Source organism: Halomonas sp. SL1 (genome assembly GCF_003030865.2).
GTDB lineage: Bacteria > Pseudomonadota > Gammaproteobacteria > Pseudomonadales > Halomonadaceae > Halomonas > Halomonas halophila.
The window spans coordinates 227,723-240,370 of record NZ_PYUQ02000014.1; the positions used below are offsets into that span (position 1 = coordinate 227,723).

The following is a 12,648-nucleotide window of genomic DNA, read 5'->3' on the forward strand; positions in this document are numbered from 1 at the left end:
GCTAATCTGTGAGAAAAGCTGACATGACTGGAGCCCGTCTTGAGTGATCGACTGCCCTCGCTGAATGCCCTGCGCGCCTTCGACGAGACGGCCCGCACGCTGAGCGTCACGCGCGCCGCCGAGGCGCTTCACGTCACCCATGGCGCGGTCAGCCGCCAGCTCAGGCAGCTCGAGGAACAGCTCGGGGTGACGCTGTTCCGGCGCCAGGGCCGCGGCCTGGCGCTGACCCAGGAGGGCGAGCTGTTGCGTGCCTCGACCTCACAGGCCTTCGAGCGCCTCGGCCAGGCCTGCACCCAGCTGCGCCGACGCGCCTCGGAGGCGCCGCTGGTGCTCGGCTGCCCCGGCAGCTTCCTGGCCCGCTGGTTCATCCCTCGACTGGATCGGCTGAAGGCCCAGTGCCCGGAGCTGAACCTGCACCTGACCGCCGACGACGAAGTCGCCGGCCGGCTCGGTACCGACGTCGACGCCGTGCTGCGCTTCGCCGAGCCGCCCTGGCCCGACGGGGTGCGGGTCGTCGAGCTGGCCCCGGAGCGCATGGGGCCGGTGCTGGCACCGGAACTGCTCGAGGACGCCAGCCCGGCTACCGCCCCTGCCGCGCTGACCACGCTGCCGATGCTGCATACCCAGTCGCGCCCCCAGGCCTGGTCGCAGTGGTTCGCGGCCCTAGGGCTGGACCCCGCGACGATGCGCCACGACCAGTCGTTCGAGCACCTGCACTACATGCTCGAGGCGGCGCTGGTAGGCCTGGGCGTGGCCATCGCGCCGTCCTACCTGGTGGAGGAAGACCTGCGCACGGGCCGGCTTGTCGCGCCCTGGGGCTTCATCGAGACCCCGGCCCGGCTCGGGCTGTGGCTGCCGGCGGGCGCCCCGCGGCGGGACATCGATCGACTGGTCGAGTGGCTCAAGCAGGAGCTGGCCCGCTCCAGCGGCTGACGCCTCGCGCCAGCCTCTCGCCTCTCCCACACAGCAAAAAGCCCCCGGGGTCGCCGGGGGCTTCTCGTGCCGCGTGCCGCCGAGTGGGCGGCGGGCTCGCCTCGGGTCGTGCCTAGGCGACGCCCTGCGCCTCGTCGTCCGTATCGGGAGCGAAGACTTCGCGGGCATGATGATAGAGCACGCCGGCGTAGCCGTTGCGCTGCATCACCTTGAGGATCTTGGCCGGGTTCTCGTCATCCAGGGCGCGACGCAGCTTGTCGCGCTGCTCGTCGTCCAGCGACTCGTGCCAGTGGTAGGGCTCGCCATTCGCGCTGGCCGCCTCGGCACGGCGGATCAGGTCCATCTCGACCCGGCCGCCGTAGCGGTACAGCAGGTCGTAGCCTTCCTGGAGATGCAGGGCCGGCACGTCGCACGGTTTCTCCAGGCTTTCCAGCACGTTGTAGTAGTAATAGCTGAGCGGTTCCATCATCACTCCTCTCGCGAATGAGGGGCATGGCCCGGCCGGTGAAGAGAGGGTGGCCGGGGTGCATGGAGCCGGGGCGAAAAAATGCCGCCGACCTCCCCACGCTACACCCAGTGGCGCGCCCAGAACAGTCTCGAGAACGTCATACTTCTGTCGCTGCTCCCCTGAAACGCAGACGCCCCCGCGGCTGGGCCGCGGGGGCGTCTCGTCATCCGCCGACGTCGTCAGGCGCCAAGGCTCAGAAGTGCGGCTTGAGCTGCTTCAGCAGGGCCTTGAACATCCGCGGTCCGGCGGCCATCAGCTGGCCATCGGTGGTCACCGAGGGCTGGCCGTCCGGCGTGCCCTGCAGGGCGCCGGTTTCCTTGAGCAGCAGCGAGCCGACCAGCAGGTCCTGCTCGTCGATGCCCATCACGAAGGCGGCGTCGACGCGGCCGGCGGCCAGATCGGCGAGGTCCAGCAGGCCGCAGCCGGAGGCGCGCATCAGGTCCACCTGGGGCGCCAGCTGCTGGGTGACGGTCAGGTAGGACGGCAGCTGGCGCTCACGCACCCAGCTTTCCGGCAGGCTCATGGCGATGCGGGAGCCGGGGATCGCGGTGGCCTTGGAGACGCGCAGGCGCTTGCCGTTGAGCTGGGCACCGCGGCCGCGGCTGGCCAGGTACTCGTCATCGCTGAAGGGGCAGATCACCACCGCATGCTCCGGGCGGCCCTTGACCAGGCATACCAGCGACAGTGCGAAGCTCGGCGCGGCGACGGCCAGGTTGGAGTAGCCGTGGAAGGGTTCGATGCGCCACAGCACGTCGGCGCCCTCGCCTTCGCCGGCGCGGTGCGGCGTGTAGCGGCCGACGACGCCGTGCTGGGGGTAGCCACGGGACAGCTGGCGGGTGATCAGCGCCTCGGCGTTGCGGGCGGTGTCCTCGAGCAGCTTGTCGAGATTGTGTTCTTCGTGGGCGTTCTCGATACGCTCACGGATACGCAGAAACTGTTCGCCGGCGCTGCGTGCGGCACGCAGGGCGTACTGGACCATCGGATGCATGATCGGGCCTTGGGGAGTCGGTGGTGTTAAAGAACGGAGATCGGCGCGCATCCTAGCAGAAGCACGGGAGCCGCGCCACGCAAAGCCGCGGCATGCTAGACTCTCGCCCCTTCACCATCGACGCGACACCAGACAGGCCCTCCCCATGCTCGAGCGCATCCGCATCGTCCTGATCGGCACCAGCCATCCCGGTAACATCGGCGGCACCGCCCGCGCCATGCACAACATGGGCCTGGCGGACCTGGCCCTGGTGGCGCCGCGCTGCGAACCGCTCACCGCCGATACCGTCTCGCGGGCCTCCGGCGCCGACGCGCTGGTCCACGCCGCCCGCACCGTGGAGACCCTGGAGGAAGCGGTCGCCGACTGCACCCTGGTGGTCGGCGCCAGCGCCCGCTCGCGTACCCTGCCCTGGCCGATGATCACGCCCCGCGCGCTCGGCGAGCGACTGCCCGAGGAACTGGCCGCCCCGGGCGGCCGTGTGGCGCTGGTCTTCGGCCGCGAGGACAGCGGCCTGACCAACGCCGAGCTGCAGCGCTGCCATGCCCATGTGCACATCCCCACCAACCCGGACTTCAGCTCGCTGAACCTGGCCGCCGCGGTGCAGGTACTGGCCTACGAGTGCCGGCTGGCGTGGATGGAACACGGCGAGACGCCGGCGGCGTCCGCGGAGAAAGACGATGCCCAGCCGCTGGCCAGCCACGAGGAGCTGGAGCACTACTTCACGCACCTCGAGCGCACCCTGATCGCGATCGGCTTCCACGATCCGGCCCAGCCCCGCCAGCTGATGGCGCGGCTACGTCGTTTCACGCTGCGCGCGCGCCCGGAGCGCATGGAGCTCAACATCCTGCGCGGCATCCTCTCGAACACCGAGAAGCTGGCCCGGCCGGAGCAGCCGTCCACCGGCGAGCGGGCCTCCGGCGAGCCCGGCAGCGACTAAGCCGGTGCCGGGGGTGCGGCGGGCCACGGCTTGAAGCCGGCCCGCCGCACCCCCACTATGAAGACATTCCCGCTCCCGTTCGGCCGCTTGCCCCGCAACGCCTGGCTCTTCAACCAAGGACCCGCCGCATGTTTCAACGTCTGCGCGAAGACATCAACAGCGTATTCGACCGTGACCCGGCGGCGCGCAACTTCCTGGAAGTGCTCACCAACTATCCCGGACTGCACGCCCTGCTCGTCCATCGGCTCAGCCACTGGCTGTGGCAGAAGAACCTCAAGTGGCTGGCCCGCACCCTGTCGAGCCTGGCGCGCTGGTTCACCGGCATCGAGATCCACCCCGGGGCGACCATCGGCCGGCGCTTCTTCATCGACCACGGCATGGGCGTGGTGATCGGCGAGACCGCCGAGGTCGGCGACGACGTCACCCTCTACCAGGGCGTGACCCTGGGCGGCACCAGCTGGAACAAGGGCAAGCGCCATCCGACCCTGGAGGACGGCGTCATCGTCGGCGCCGGGGCCAAGATCCTCGGCCCGTTCACCGTCGGCGCCGGGGCCAAGGTCGGCTCCAACGCCGTGATCACCAAGGAGGTGCCGGCCGGCGCCACCGTGGTCGGCATCCCCGGCAAGGTGGTCAAGCGCGACGAGCCCGACACCGTCACCCCGCTGGAGGTCGACCCGGAACGCCGCGAGGCCATGCGCCGCAAGTTCGGCTTCGACGCCTATGGCGTCAGCCAGGACATGCCCGACCCGGTGGCTCGCTCGATGCAGGCCATGCTCGACCACATGCACGCCGTCGACGAGCGCCTCGAGCGCATGTGCACCACCCTGCGCAGCATCGACGCCGGCTTTCGCGACAGCAATCTGCCCGAGCTGCGCGACGAGGACTTCGCCAACGTCCTCGCCGACGTGGACAGCTGCTGCGGCCCTCAGGACGAGCCCCAGGGCGACAAGACCGCGGATGCCCAGGACCACACCGAGGCCGAAGGCGGCGACACCGCCGCGCGCCGCCGCCAGAATGGTTGACCGTGATACTCGGGCTTCCTCATAATATTGGCCCGATCCGACGCCGCCGGAATCGGCCCGCCTCGCCGCTGGCCGACGCCCGCGCCGGCACCGAGGTAATGCCCCCATGCGCCTGACCACCAAGGGACGCTACGCCGTCACCGCCATGCTCGACCTGGCCATGCATGCCGACGAAGGCCCCACCAGCCTCGCCGACATCTCGCGTCGCCAGGAAATCTCGCTGTCCTATCTCGAGCAGCTGTTCGCCCGCCTGCGGCGCGCCAGGCTGGTGGACAGCGTGCGCGGTCCGGGTGGCGGCTACCTGCTGGCGTTGGCGCCGGACGCCATCTCGGTGGCACGGGTGATCGACGCGGTCAACGAGTCGGTCGACGCCACCCGCTGCGGCGGCCTGTCGGACTGTCAGCAGGGAGACACCTGCCTGACCCACCATCTGTGGAACGAGCTGTCCGACCAGATTCACGGCTACCTCGAGGGCGTGACCCTGGGCCAGCTGGCCGGTCGCGAGGAATTCCAGCGCATCGCCGAACGCCAGCGGCGCCGCCTCGACGACGACCAGATCCCCACCGTCTCGCCCTGAACCCCTTACCGGTCCGATTCCATGAGCGCATCCGTCTACCTCGATTACGCCGCCACCACGCCCGTCGACCCACGCGTCGCCGAGGTGATGAGCCGCTATCTGACCCTGGAAGGCACCTTCGCCAACCCGGCCTCGCGCAGCCACATGCCCGGCTGGCAGGCCGAGCAGGCAGTGGAGAGCGCGCGCCGCCAGGTCGCCGACCTGATCGGCGCCGACCCGCGCGAGATCGTCTGGACCAGCGGCGCCACCGAGGCCGACAACCTGGCGCTGACCGGCTACATGCGCGCCAACCGCGCGCGCGGCAACCACCTGGTGACCTCGACCATCGAGCACAAGGCCGTGGTGGACACCGCTCGCGCCCTCGAGCGGGAAGGCGTCGAGGTGACCTGGCTCGCGCCCGAGTCCGACGGACGCGTCACCCCCGAGGCGCTACGCGCCGCCATGCGCGAGGACACCGTGCTGGTGTCGCTGATGGCGGTGAACAACGAGCTCGGCACCATCAACGACATCGCCGCGCTGGCCGAGGTCGCCCACGCGGGCGGCGCCGTCTTCCACACCGATGCCGCCCAGGCCACCGGCCGCATCGCCCTCGATGTGGCCGCTCAGGGCATCGACCTGATGTCGCTGTCCGGGCACAAGGCCTACGGCCCCAAGGGCGTCGGTGCACTCTACGTGAAACGCGACCCGGACCTGCGCCTCGAGGCGCTGATCCACGGCGGCGGCCACGAGCGCGGCATGCGCTCGGGCACCCTGCCGACCCATCAGATCGCCGGCATGGGCGAGGCCTTCGTCATCGTCGGCCGCGAACACGAGGACGACCAGGCCCGCATCACCGCCCTGCGCGACCGCTTCCTGGCCGGGCTCGAGGGCCTCGAGGGCGTGCATCGCAACACCGCGACCGCGCACTCGGTGCCCAACATCCTCAACCTGGCCTTCGAGGGCGTCGACGGCGAATCGCTGCTGATGGCGCTGCGCGATATTGCGCTGTCCACCGGCTCGGCCTGCAACTCCGCCAGCGTCGAGCCATCCTATGTATTGAAAGACATCGGCGTGCCACGCCGCCTGGCGCTCGCCTCGCTACGCTTCAGCTTCGGCCGCTTCATCACCGAGGCCGACATCGACCGCACCCTGGAGGCCCTGCGCCACGCCCTCACCGGGCTTCGCCGCTAGCCTCCGACGCCGCAGGAGAACCACCATGGCGACACTTTCGATCACCACCGCCGCCGCCGACCAGATCCGTCGGGTGCTCGACGAACGCGGCCACGGCCTGGGCCTGCGGGTCTCGGTCAAGCCCAGCGGCTGCTCCGGCTACAGCTACGTGCTCGACTTCGCCGACGAGGCAGCCAACGACGACGTCATCGTCGAGGAGCACGGCGTGAAGGTCTACGTGGCCCCGGACGCGCTGGAAGTGCTCGACGGCAGCGAAGTGGACTACGTCTCGGAAGGGCTCAACCGCTACTTCCGCTTCAACAACCCCAACGTCAAGGACGAGTGCGGCTGCGGCGAGAGCTTCAGCGTCTGAGCCCGCCGCGCCGATTGTCCATCGCCGCTCGGGGACGGTATACTCTGCGCCCAATTCGGCGCCCGGCGCCGAGACGCCTCTTTACTCCGGCCTCGCGCCACCCCGGCCCTCCCGGGGTGGCGCGAGGCCGTCAACGCTCGTGACTTCCCAGACTGGAGAACGCACCCATGGCTACCGAACGCACCCTGTCCATCATCAAGCCCGACGCCGTCGCCAAGAACGCCATCGGCGAGATCGAGAGCCGCTTCGAGAAAGCCGGTCTGAAGATCGTTGCCGCCAAGATGCTGCAGCTGTCCCAGGAGCAGGCCGAAGGCTTCTACGCCGAGCACAGCGAGCGTCCGTTCTTCGGCGCTCTGGTCGGCTTCATGACCTCCGGTCCGGTCGTCGTGCAGGTGCTGGAAGGCGAGAACGCCATCGCCGCCAACCGCGACCTGATGGGCGCCACCAACCCGAAGGAAGCCGAAGCCGGCACCATCCGCGCCGACTTCGCCGAGTCCATCGACGCCAACGCCGTCCACGGTTCCGACTCTCCGGAATCCGCGGCCCGCGAAATCGCCTACTTCTTCGAGGACAGCGAGATCTGCGCCCGCTAAGGAAACGCCGATTCGGGGCGCGCCCGCGCCCCGAGTCCGCGGTTTCCTCTCGGACCGGCAGCCTCACTGCCGCGCGGGGGCGATCTCGCCCCCGCACCCAGCCCCACCGACGCCGCTGACCGCCCATGACCGACACCACCGCACCCCAACGCTCCAATCTGCTCGGCATGACGCGCGAGGAGATGGAAGCCTTCTTCCTGTCCATCGGCGAGAAGAAGTTCCGCGCCGCCCAGGTGATGAAGTGGATTCACCACGAGGGCTGCGACGACTTCGCGTCCATGACCAACCTGTCCAAGGCGCTGCGCACGCGTCTCGAGGAAGTCGCCGAGATCCGCGGCCCCAGCGTGGTCTACGAGGGCACCTCCAGCGACGGCACCCGCAAGTGGGTACTGGAAGTGGAGGACGGCAGCTACGTGGAAACGGTGCTGATCCCCGCCGAGAACGGCAAGCGCCGCACCCTCTGCGTCTCGTCCCAGGTCGGCTGCTCGCTGGACTGCAGCTTCTGCTCCACCGGCAAGCAGGGCTTCCAGCGCAACCTCACCGCCGCCGAGATCATCGGCCAGGTGTGGGTCGCCAGCAACAGCTTCGGCCCGCGCAAGGACACCGCCAATCGCCCGGTCACCAACGTGGTGATGATGGGCATGGGCGAACCGCTACTGAATTACGACAACGTCGTGCCGGCCATGAAGCTGATGCTCGACGACAACGGCTACAGCCTTTCCAAGCGCCGCGTTACGCTCTCCACCTCGGGCGTGGTGCCGATGCTCGACCGCCTCGGCGACGAGCTCGACGTGAGCCTGGCCATCTCGCTGCACGCCGCCAACGACGAGCTGCGCAACGAGCTGGTACCGCTCAACCGCAAGTACGACATCCGCACCCTGCTCGACGCCTGCCAGCGCTACCTGGGCAAGTGCGACGACACCCGCGTGGTCACCATCGAGTACACCCTGATCAAGGACGTCAACGATCAGCAGGAACACGCGCGCGAGCTCGCCGAGCTGCTCAAGGAGCTGCCGTGCAAGATCAACCTGATCCCGTTCAATCCCTTCCCGCACTCGGGCTACGAGAAGCCGTCGCGCAACCAGACCATGCGCTTCCAGCAGTGGCTGGCCGACCTGGGCTACACCGCGCCGGTCCGCTCCACCCGCGGCGATGACATCGATGCCGCCTGTGGCCAGCTGGTGGGCCGGGTCAAGGATCGCACCAAGCGCCACGCGCGCTACATCCAGTCGATCCAGATCGACGCCGACTGAGCCCCGGGGGCGCCTTGACTTCAACCGGGCACGACGCTTTGATGGTCGGGCCTTTTTTACCCACGGTCGCGCGGCCCCATGCCGCCGCCCAGCGAGGATGCCATGACACGCCGCCCGCACGGTTCCCGACTGTTATCCGTCACCGTCGTCCTGGCGAGCGTTCTCTGGCTGACCGGCTGCGCCACCCGGTCCGACGTGGCGCCGCCCGCAGCGGACACCGGCGACCCCGTGGCCGCCTATACCCGGCTCGGCACCGCCTACCTGGAGCGCAACAACCTGCCTCGCGCGCTCTCGGCCCTGGACCGCGCCCTGGAGATCGACGACGACGCCCCCGAGGCGCTGCAGGCCATGGCCATCGTCTATCAACGCCAGGGCGAGGACGCGCTCGCCGACGAGACCTTCCAGCAGGCCATCGACGCCGCCCCCGACCTGACCCGGGCACGCAACAACTATGCCGCCTTCCTGTATGATCAGGGGCGCATCCGCGAGGCCTGTCATCAGCTCGAGCAGGCCGCCGCCGATACCCAATATGCCAATCGCGCCCAGCTGTTCACCAACCTGGGCCAGTGTCAGCGGCGCCTCGGCGACATCGAGGCCGCGCGCCACAGCCTGCAGCGTGCCCAGAGCATCGACCCGCGTCGCGCGGACAGCTACCTGCGCCTGGCCCAGCTCGAAGTCGACCAGGGGCGCTACGCGGTCGCCGAGCAGCAGCTGCAGCGCTACCGGCGCCTGGCCGGCCCCACGCCCGCGGCGCGGCAGCTGTCCGAGGAGCTGTCACGCGCCCGGGGCGAACGCTCCACGGCCGCCGTCGAGGCGCCCTGACGCCGTTTTTTCATGAAGGATGCACGCATGAGCGACAACCCTTATTCGGAGCCCGACGCCGCCCCCCAGGCCTCGCCCGGCGAGCTGCTGCGCCGCCAGCGCGAAGCCCAGGCGCTGTCCCGCGACGAGGTCGCCGAGGCCCTGAATCTGCGGCCGGCGGTGATCGACGGCCTGGAACGCGACGACTACGAAGAGGTGCCGATCGCCACCTACCGTCGCGGCTACCTGCGCAGCTACGCCAACCTGCTGGGCATCGACCCGGCGCCGGTGCTGGCCGCCTACCGGGCCCACAGCGGCGGCGAGGAGCAGGAAAGCAAGGTGACCCCGGTCCACGTGGTCAACAAGCCGCCCTCGAAGCTCGGCGCCTGGCTGTTCCGCCTGGCTACCCTGCTGGTCATCGCCGGCATGGTCGGCCTGACCCTGATGTGGTGGCAGAGCCGCGGCGGCAGCGAGCCGCCCACTCCCGGCGACAACGCCCCGGTGGCGGTGGACAGCCTTGACGGCACCACCATCACCGAGGGCGGCGAGGCCCCGAGCGACGAGCGCACCGGCGACTGGACCCAGGAAGTCGCCGCCACCCGCGCTGAGGAAGCCGCGGCCGAGCCTGACGCCGACACCGACGCCGCCGACAGCACGGGCGAGCCGACCGAGGACGCGACCGCCGACGGCGACGAGACGACCATCGCCGATGCGGATACCGACGCCGCGGGCGACGACAGCGTCGCCGCCGACGAGGCCGACGACGGCAGCGACACCGACACAGAGACCGCCGCCGAGCCGGCTGCCGATCCCCGGATACTGGAGCTGACCTTCAACGAGCAGTCCTGGACCGAGATCTTCGACGCCACCGACGCACGCGTCTTCGTCGGCCTCCAGCAGCCCGGCACCACGGCCACCGTCGAGGGCGAGCCGCCCTTCCGCCTGACCGTGGGCAACGCCACCGGCGTCGAGCTGAGCTGGCGCGGCGAGCCCGTGGACCTGACCACGCGCACCGGCGCCAACAACGTCGCCCGTTTCACTCTGGGAGAATGAGTCCGACCATGCACGCTACATCGCCCATCACCCGTCGCCAGTCACGCCGCATCCATGTCGGCAAGGTGCCGGTCGGCGGCGGCGCCCCCATCTCCGTCCAGAGCATGACCAACACCGACACGCTCGACGTGGCGGCCACCGTGGCGCAGATCCGCCAGCTGGAGGCGGCAGGCGCCGACATCGTGCGCGTCTCGGTGCCGACCATGGACGCCGCCGAGGCCTTCGGCCGCATCAAGCGCGAGGTCGAGGTGCCGCTGGTCGCGGACATCCACTTCGACTACCGCATCGCCCTGCGCGTCGCCGAGCTCGGCGTCGACTGCCTGCGCATCAACCCCGGCAACATCGGCCGCGAGGACCGCGTCCAGGCCGTGGTCAGCGCCGCCCGCGACAACGGCATCCCGATCCGCATCGGCGTCAACGCCGGTTCGCTGGAGAAGGACCTGCAGAAGAAGTACGGCGAGCCGACCCCGGCCGCGCTGGTCGAGTCCGCGATGCGTCACATCGACCACCTCGAGCGCCTCGACTTCCCCGACTTCAAGGTCAGCGTCAAGGCCTCCGACGTGTTCATGGCCGTGGCCGCCTATCGCGACCTCGCCGGCCGCATCGAGCAGCCGCTGCACCTCGGCATCACCGAGGCCGGCGGGCTGCGTTCGGGCACCGTCAAGTCCTCCATCGGGCTCGGCATGCTGTTGATGGACGGCATCGGCGACACCATCCGCGTGTCGCTGGCGGCCGATCCGGTCGAGGAGATCAAGGTCGGTTTCGACATGCTCAAGAGCCTGCGCCTGCGGGCCAAGGGCATCAACTTCGTCGCCTGCCCGAGCTGCTCGCGCCAGAACTTCGACGTCATCGGCACCATGAACGAACTCGAGGAGCGCCTCGACGACGTGCTCACGCCGCTCGACGTCTCGGTCATCGGCTGCGTCGTCAACGGCCCGGGCGAGGCCAAGGAAAGCGACATCGGCCTGACCGGCGGCAGCCCCGCCAACCTCGTCTACATCGACGGCAAGCCCGCCAGCAAGCTGCGCAACGACCACCTGGTCGACGACCTCGAGCGGATGATCCGCGACAAGGTCCGCGAGAAAGAGCAAGCCGAGCAGGATGTCATCGCCCGGGACGCCTGAGGCGTGCCGACAAGGAGCCAGCATTGAGCAAGAAGATCCAGGCCATTCGTGGCATGAACGACCTGCTGCCGGAGCAGTCCCCGCTGTGGCAGTACTTCGAGGGCCAGGTGCGCACCCTCATGAGCCGCTACGGCTATGACGAGATCCGCACCCCCATCGTCGAGCAGACCGCGCTGTTCAAGCGCTCCATCGGCGAGGTCACCGACATCGTCGAGAAGGAGATGTACACCTTCGAGGACCGCAACGGCGACAGCCTGACGCTGCGTCCCGAGGGCACCGCGAGCTGCGTGCGCGCCGCCATGGAACACGGCCTGCTGCACAACCAGACCCAGCGGCTGTGGTACCAGGGCCCGATGTTCCGCCACGAGCGCCCGCAGAAGGGTCGCTACCGGCAGTTCCACCAGGTCGGCGTGGAGACCTTCGGCCTCGAGGGCCCGGACATCGACGCCGAGCTGATCCTGCTCTCGGCGCGGCTGTGGAAGCAGCTCGGCCTGTTCGAGCACGTCACCCTGGAGCTCAACTCCCTGGGCTCGCCGGAGGCGCGCGCCGCCTACCGCGACACCCTGGTGAGCTACTTCCAGCAGCACCTGGACGTGCTCGACGAGGACTCCCGCCGCCGGCTCGAGACCAACCCGCTGCGCATCCTCGACTCCAAGAACCCGGACATGGCCCCGATGCTGGCCGACGCGCCGCGGCTCATGGACCACCTGGACGCCGAGTCGAAGGAACACTTCGAGCGCCTGACCGCCATGCTCGACGCCGCCGGCATCGCCTACGTGGTCAACCCGCGGCTGGTACGCGGCCTGGACTACTACTCGCGCACCGTCTTCGAGTGGACCACCACCGCGCTGGGCAGCCAGGGCACGGTGTGTGCCGGCGGCCGCTACGACGGCCTCGTCGAGCAGCTCGGCGGCAAGGCCGTGCCGGCGGTCGGCTTCGCCATGGGCATCGAGCGCCTGATCCTGCTGCTCGACACCCTGGATCTCGTTCCCGACGAGGCCCGCGGCGACCTGGACGTCTACCTGCTGCCGATGAGCGAGGCCACCGAGTCGGCCGCCCTGCTGCTCGGCGAGCGCCTGCGCGAGGCGCGGCCCGAGCTCGGCGTGCAGCTGCACTGCGGCGGCGGCAGCTTCAAGAGCCGCATCAAGAAGGCCGACAAGAGCGGTGCCCGCCTGGCCCTGCTGCTGGGCGAGGACGAGCTGGCCGAGAACGCCGTGACGCTCAAGTTCCTGCGCGAGGACCGCGAACAGCAACGTCTCGACCAGGACGCCCTCGCCGATACCCTCGCCTCCCTGCTGGCAGGCGACGCCTGACGCTCTAGGACAGACAAGGAGACC

Annotated in this window: 14 protein-coding genes; 12 read left to right on the forward strand and 2 right to left on the reverse strand. The window is 69.6% G+C overall.

The features are described from left to right. The first annotated feature begins 39 nt into the window (after positions 1–39). Complete coding sequence (locus C9J49_RS09645; RefSeq protein WP_107181372.1) at positions 40–933, forward strand: LysR family transcriptional regulator; 894 nt, start codon at positions 40–42, stop codon at positions 931–933. 112 nt (positions 934–1,045) lie between these two features. Here C9J49_RS09645 and C9J49_RS09650 read toward each other — a convergent pair whose 3' ends face one another. Next, positions 1,046–1,402: a hypothetical protein gene (locus tag C9J49_RS09650; protein ID WP_237022343.1), complete on the reverse strand. Its 357-nt coding sequence runs from the start codon at positions 1,400–1,402 to the stop codon at positions 1,046–1,048. Positions 1,403–1,634: 232 nt separating this feature from the next. Then, the gene (locus C9J49_RS09655) at positions 1,635–2,429 is read right to left on the reverse strand and encodes an inositol monophosphatase family protein (RefSeq protein WP_035593909.1); all 795 of its coding nucleotides are present in this window, start codon (positions 2,427–2,429) and stop codon (positions 1,635–1,637) included. A gap of 145 nt (positions 2,430–2,574) precedes the next feature. Between C9J49_RS09655 and trmJ the strand changes: the two genes are divergently transcribed. The 11 genes from trmJ (at position 2,575) to hisS (ending at position 12,624) form a co-directional block, all read left to right on the forward strand. Further along, positions 2,575–3,366, forward strand: coding sequence for a tRNA (cytosine(32)/uridine(32)-2'-O)-methyltransferase TrmJ (trmJ, locus tag C9J49_RS09660; protein WP_046079527.1), 792 nt, complete (start codon positions 2,575–2,577; stop codon positions 3,364–3,366). A 128-nt stretch (positions 3,367–3,494) separates the two neighbouring features. Further along, positions 3,495–4,388, forward strand: a complete 894-nt coding sequence (gene cysE / locus C9J49_RS09665) for a serine O-acetyltransferase (RefSeq protein ID WP_046079528.1) — start codon at positions 3,495–3,497, stop codon at positions 4,386–4,388. A 106-nt stretch (positions 4,389–4,494) separates the two neighbouring features. Then, the gene (locus C9J49_RS09670) at positions 4,495–4,965 is read left to right on the forward strand and encodes an Rrf2 family transcriptional regulator (protein ID WP_035593913.1); all 471 of its coding nucleotides are present in this window, start codon (positions 4,495–4,497) and stop codon (positions 4,963–4,965) included. Positions 4,966–4,986: 21 nt separating this feature from the next. After that, positions 4,987–6,135 carry an aminotransferase class V-fold PLP-dependent enzyme gene (locus tag C9J49_RS09675; RefSeq protein ID WP_107181373.1) on the forward strand — a complete coding sequence of 383 codons (1,149 nt, stop codon included), beginning with the start codon at positions 4,987–4,989 and terminating at the stop codon, positions 6,133–6,135. 25 nt (positions 6,136–6,160) lie between these two features. Then, a complete protein-coding gene (locus C9J49_RS09680; RefSeq protein ID WP_035593918.1) occupies positions 6,161–6,487 on the forward strand; it encodes an iron-sulfur cluster assembly accessory protein in 327 nt (108 codons plus the stop codon). Between the two features lie 167 nt (positions 6,488–6,654). Next, a complete protein-coding gene (ndk, locus tag C9J49_RS09685) occupies positions 6,655–7,080 on the forward strand; it encodes a nucleoside-diphosphate kinase (RefSeq protein ID WP_107181374.1) in 426 nt (141 codons plus the stop codon). 125 nt (positions 7,081–7,205) lie between these two features. Next, positions 7,206–8,333, forward strand: a complete 1,128-nt coding sequence (gene rlmN / locus C9J49_RS09690; RefSeq protein WP_035593922.1) for a 23S rRNA (adenine(2503)-C(2))-methyltransferase RlmN — start codon at positions 7,206–7,208, stop codon at positions 8,331–8,333. Positions 8,334–8,435: 102 nt separating this feature from the next. Then, positions 8,436–9,155, forward strand: a complete 720-nt coding sequence (gene pilW / locus C9J49_RS09695) for a type IV pilus biogenesis/stability protein PilW (protein WP_035593924.1) — start codon at positions 8,436–8,438, stop codon at positions 9,153–9,155. Positions 9,156–9,182: 27 nt separating this feature from the next. Next, positions 9,183–10,187, forward strand: coding sequence for a RodZ domain-containing protein (locus C9J49_RS09700; protein WP_107181375.1), 1,005 nt, complete (start codon positions 9,183–9,185; stop codon positions 10,185–10,187). An 8-nt stretch (positions 10,188–10,195) separates the two neighbouring features. After that, on the forward strand, positions 10,196–11,311 hold the full coding sequence (gene ispG / locus C9J49_RS09705; protein WP_046079533.1) for a flavodoxin-dependent (E)-4-hydroxy-3-methylbut-2-enyl-diphosphate synthase: 1,116 nt from the start codon (positions 10,196–10,198) through the stop codon (positions 11,309–11,311). Between the two features lie 23 nt (positions 11,312–11,334). Next, positions 11,335–12,624 carry a histidine--tRNA ligase gene (hisS, locus tag C9J49_RS09710; RefSeq protein ID WP_082090913.1) on the forward strand — a complete coding sequence of 430 codons (1,290 nt, stop codon included), beginning with the start codon at positions 11,335–11,337 and terminating at the stop codon, positions 12,622–12,624. The last annotated feature ends 24 nt before the right edge of the window (positions 12,625–12,648 follow it).

Excerpts from the sequence above, each read along its gene's own strand:
- C9J49_RS09700 (WP_107181375.1), top strand. The coding sequence starts at position 9,183 with ATGAGCGACAACCCTTATTCGGAGCCCGACGCCGCCCCCCAGGCCTCG.
- C9J49_RS09670 (WP_035593913.1), top strand. The coding sequence starts at position 4,495 with ATGCGCCTGACCACCAAGGGACGCTACGCCGTCACCGCCATGCTCGAC.
- rlmN (WP_035593922.1), top strand. The coding sequence starts at position 7,206 with ATGACCGACACCACCGCACCCCAACGCTCCAATCTGCTCGGCATGACG.
- C9J49_RS09650 (WP_237022343.1), bottom strand. The coding sequence starts at position 1,402 with ATGATGGAACCGCTCAGCTATTACTACTACAACGTGCTGGAAAGCCTG.
- ndk (WP_107181374.1), top strand. The coding sequence starts at position 6,655 with ATGGCTACCGAACGCACCCTGTCCATCATCAAGCCCGACGCCGTCGCC.
- cysE (WP_046079528.1), top strand. The coding sequence starts at position 3,495 with ATGTTTCAACGTCTGCGCGAAGACATCAACAGCGTATTCGACCGTGAC.
- C9J49_RS09675 (WP_107181373.1), top strand. The coding sequence starts at position 4,987 with ATGAGCGCATCCGTCTACCTCGATTACGCCGCCACCACGCCCGTCGAC.
- pilW (WP_035593924.1), top strand. The coding sequence starts at position 8,436 with ATGACACGCCGCCCGCACGGTTCCCGACTGTTATCCGTCACCGTCGTC.
- ispG (WP_046079533.1), top strand. The coding sequence starts at position 10,196 with ATGCACGCTACATCGCCCATCACCCGTCGCCAGTCACGCCGCATCCAT.
- C9J49_RS09680 (WP_035593918.1), top strand. The coding sequence starts at position 6,161 with ATGGCGACACTTTCGATCACCACCGCCGCCGCCGACCAGATCCGTCGG.
- C9J49_RS09655 (WP_035593909.1), bottom strand. The coding sequence starts at position 2,429 with ATGCATCCGATGGTCCAGTACGCCCTGCGTGCCGCACGCAGCGCCGGC.
- trmJ (WP_046079527.1), top strand. The coding sequence starts at position 2,575 with ATGCTCGAGCGCATCCGCATCGTCCTGATCGGCACCAGCCATCCCGGT.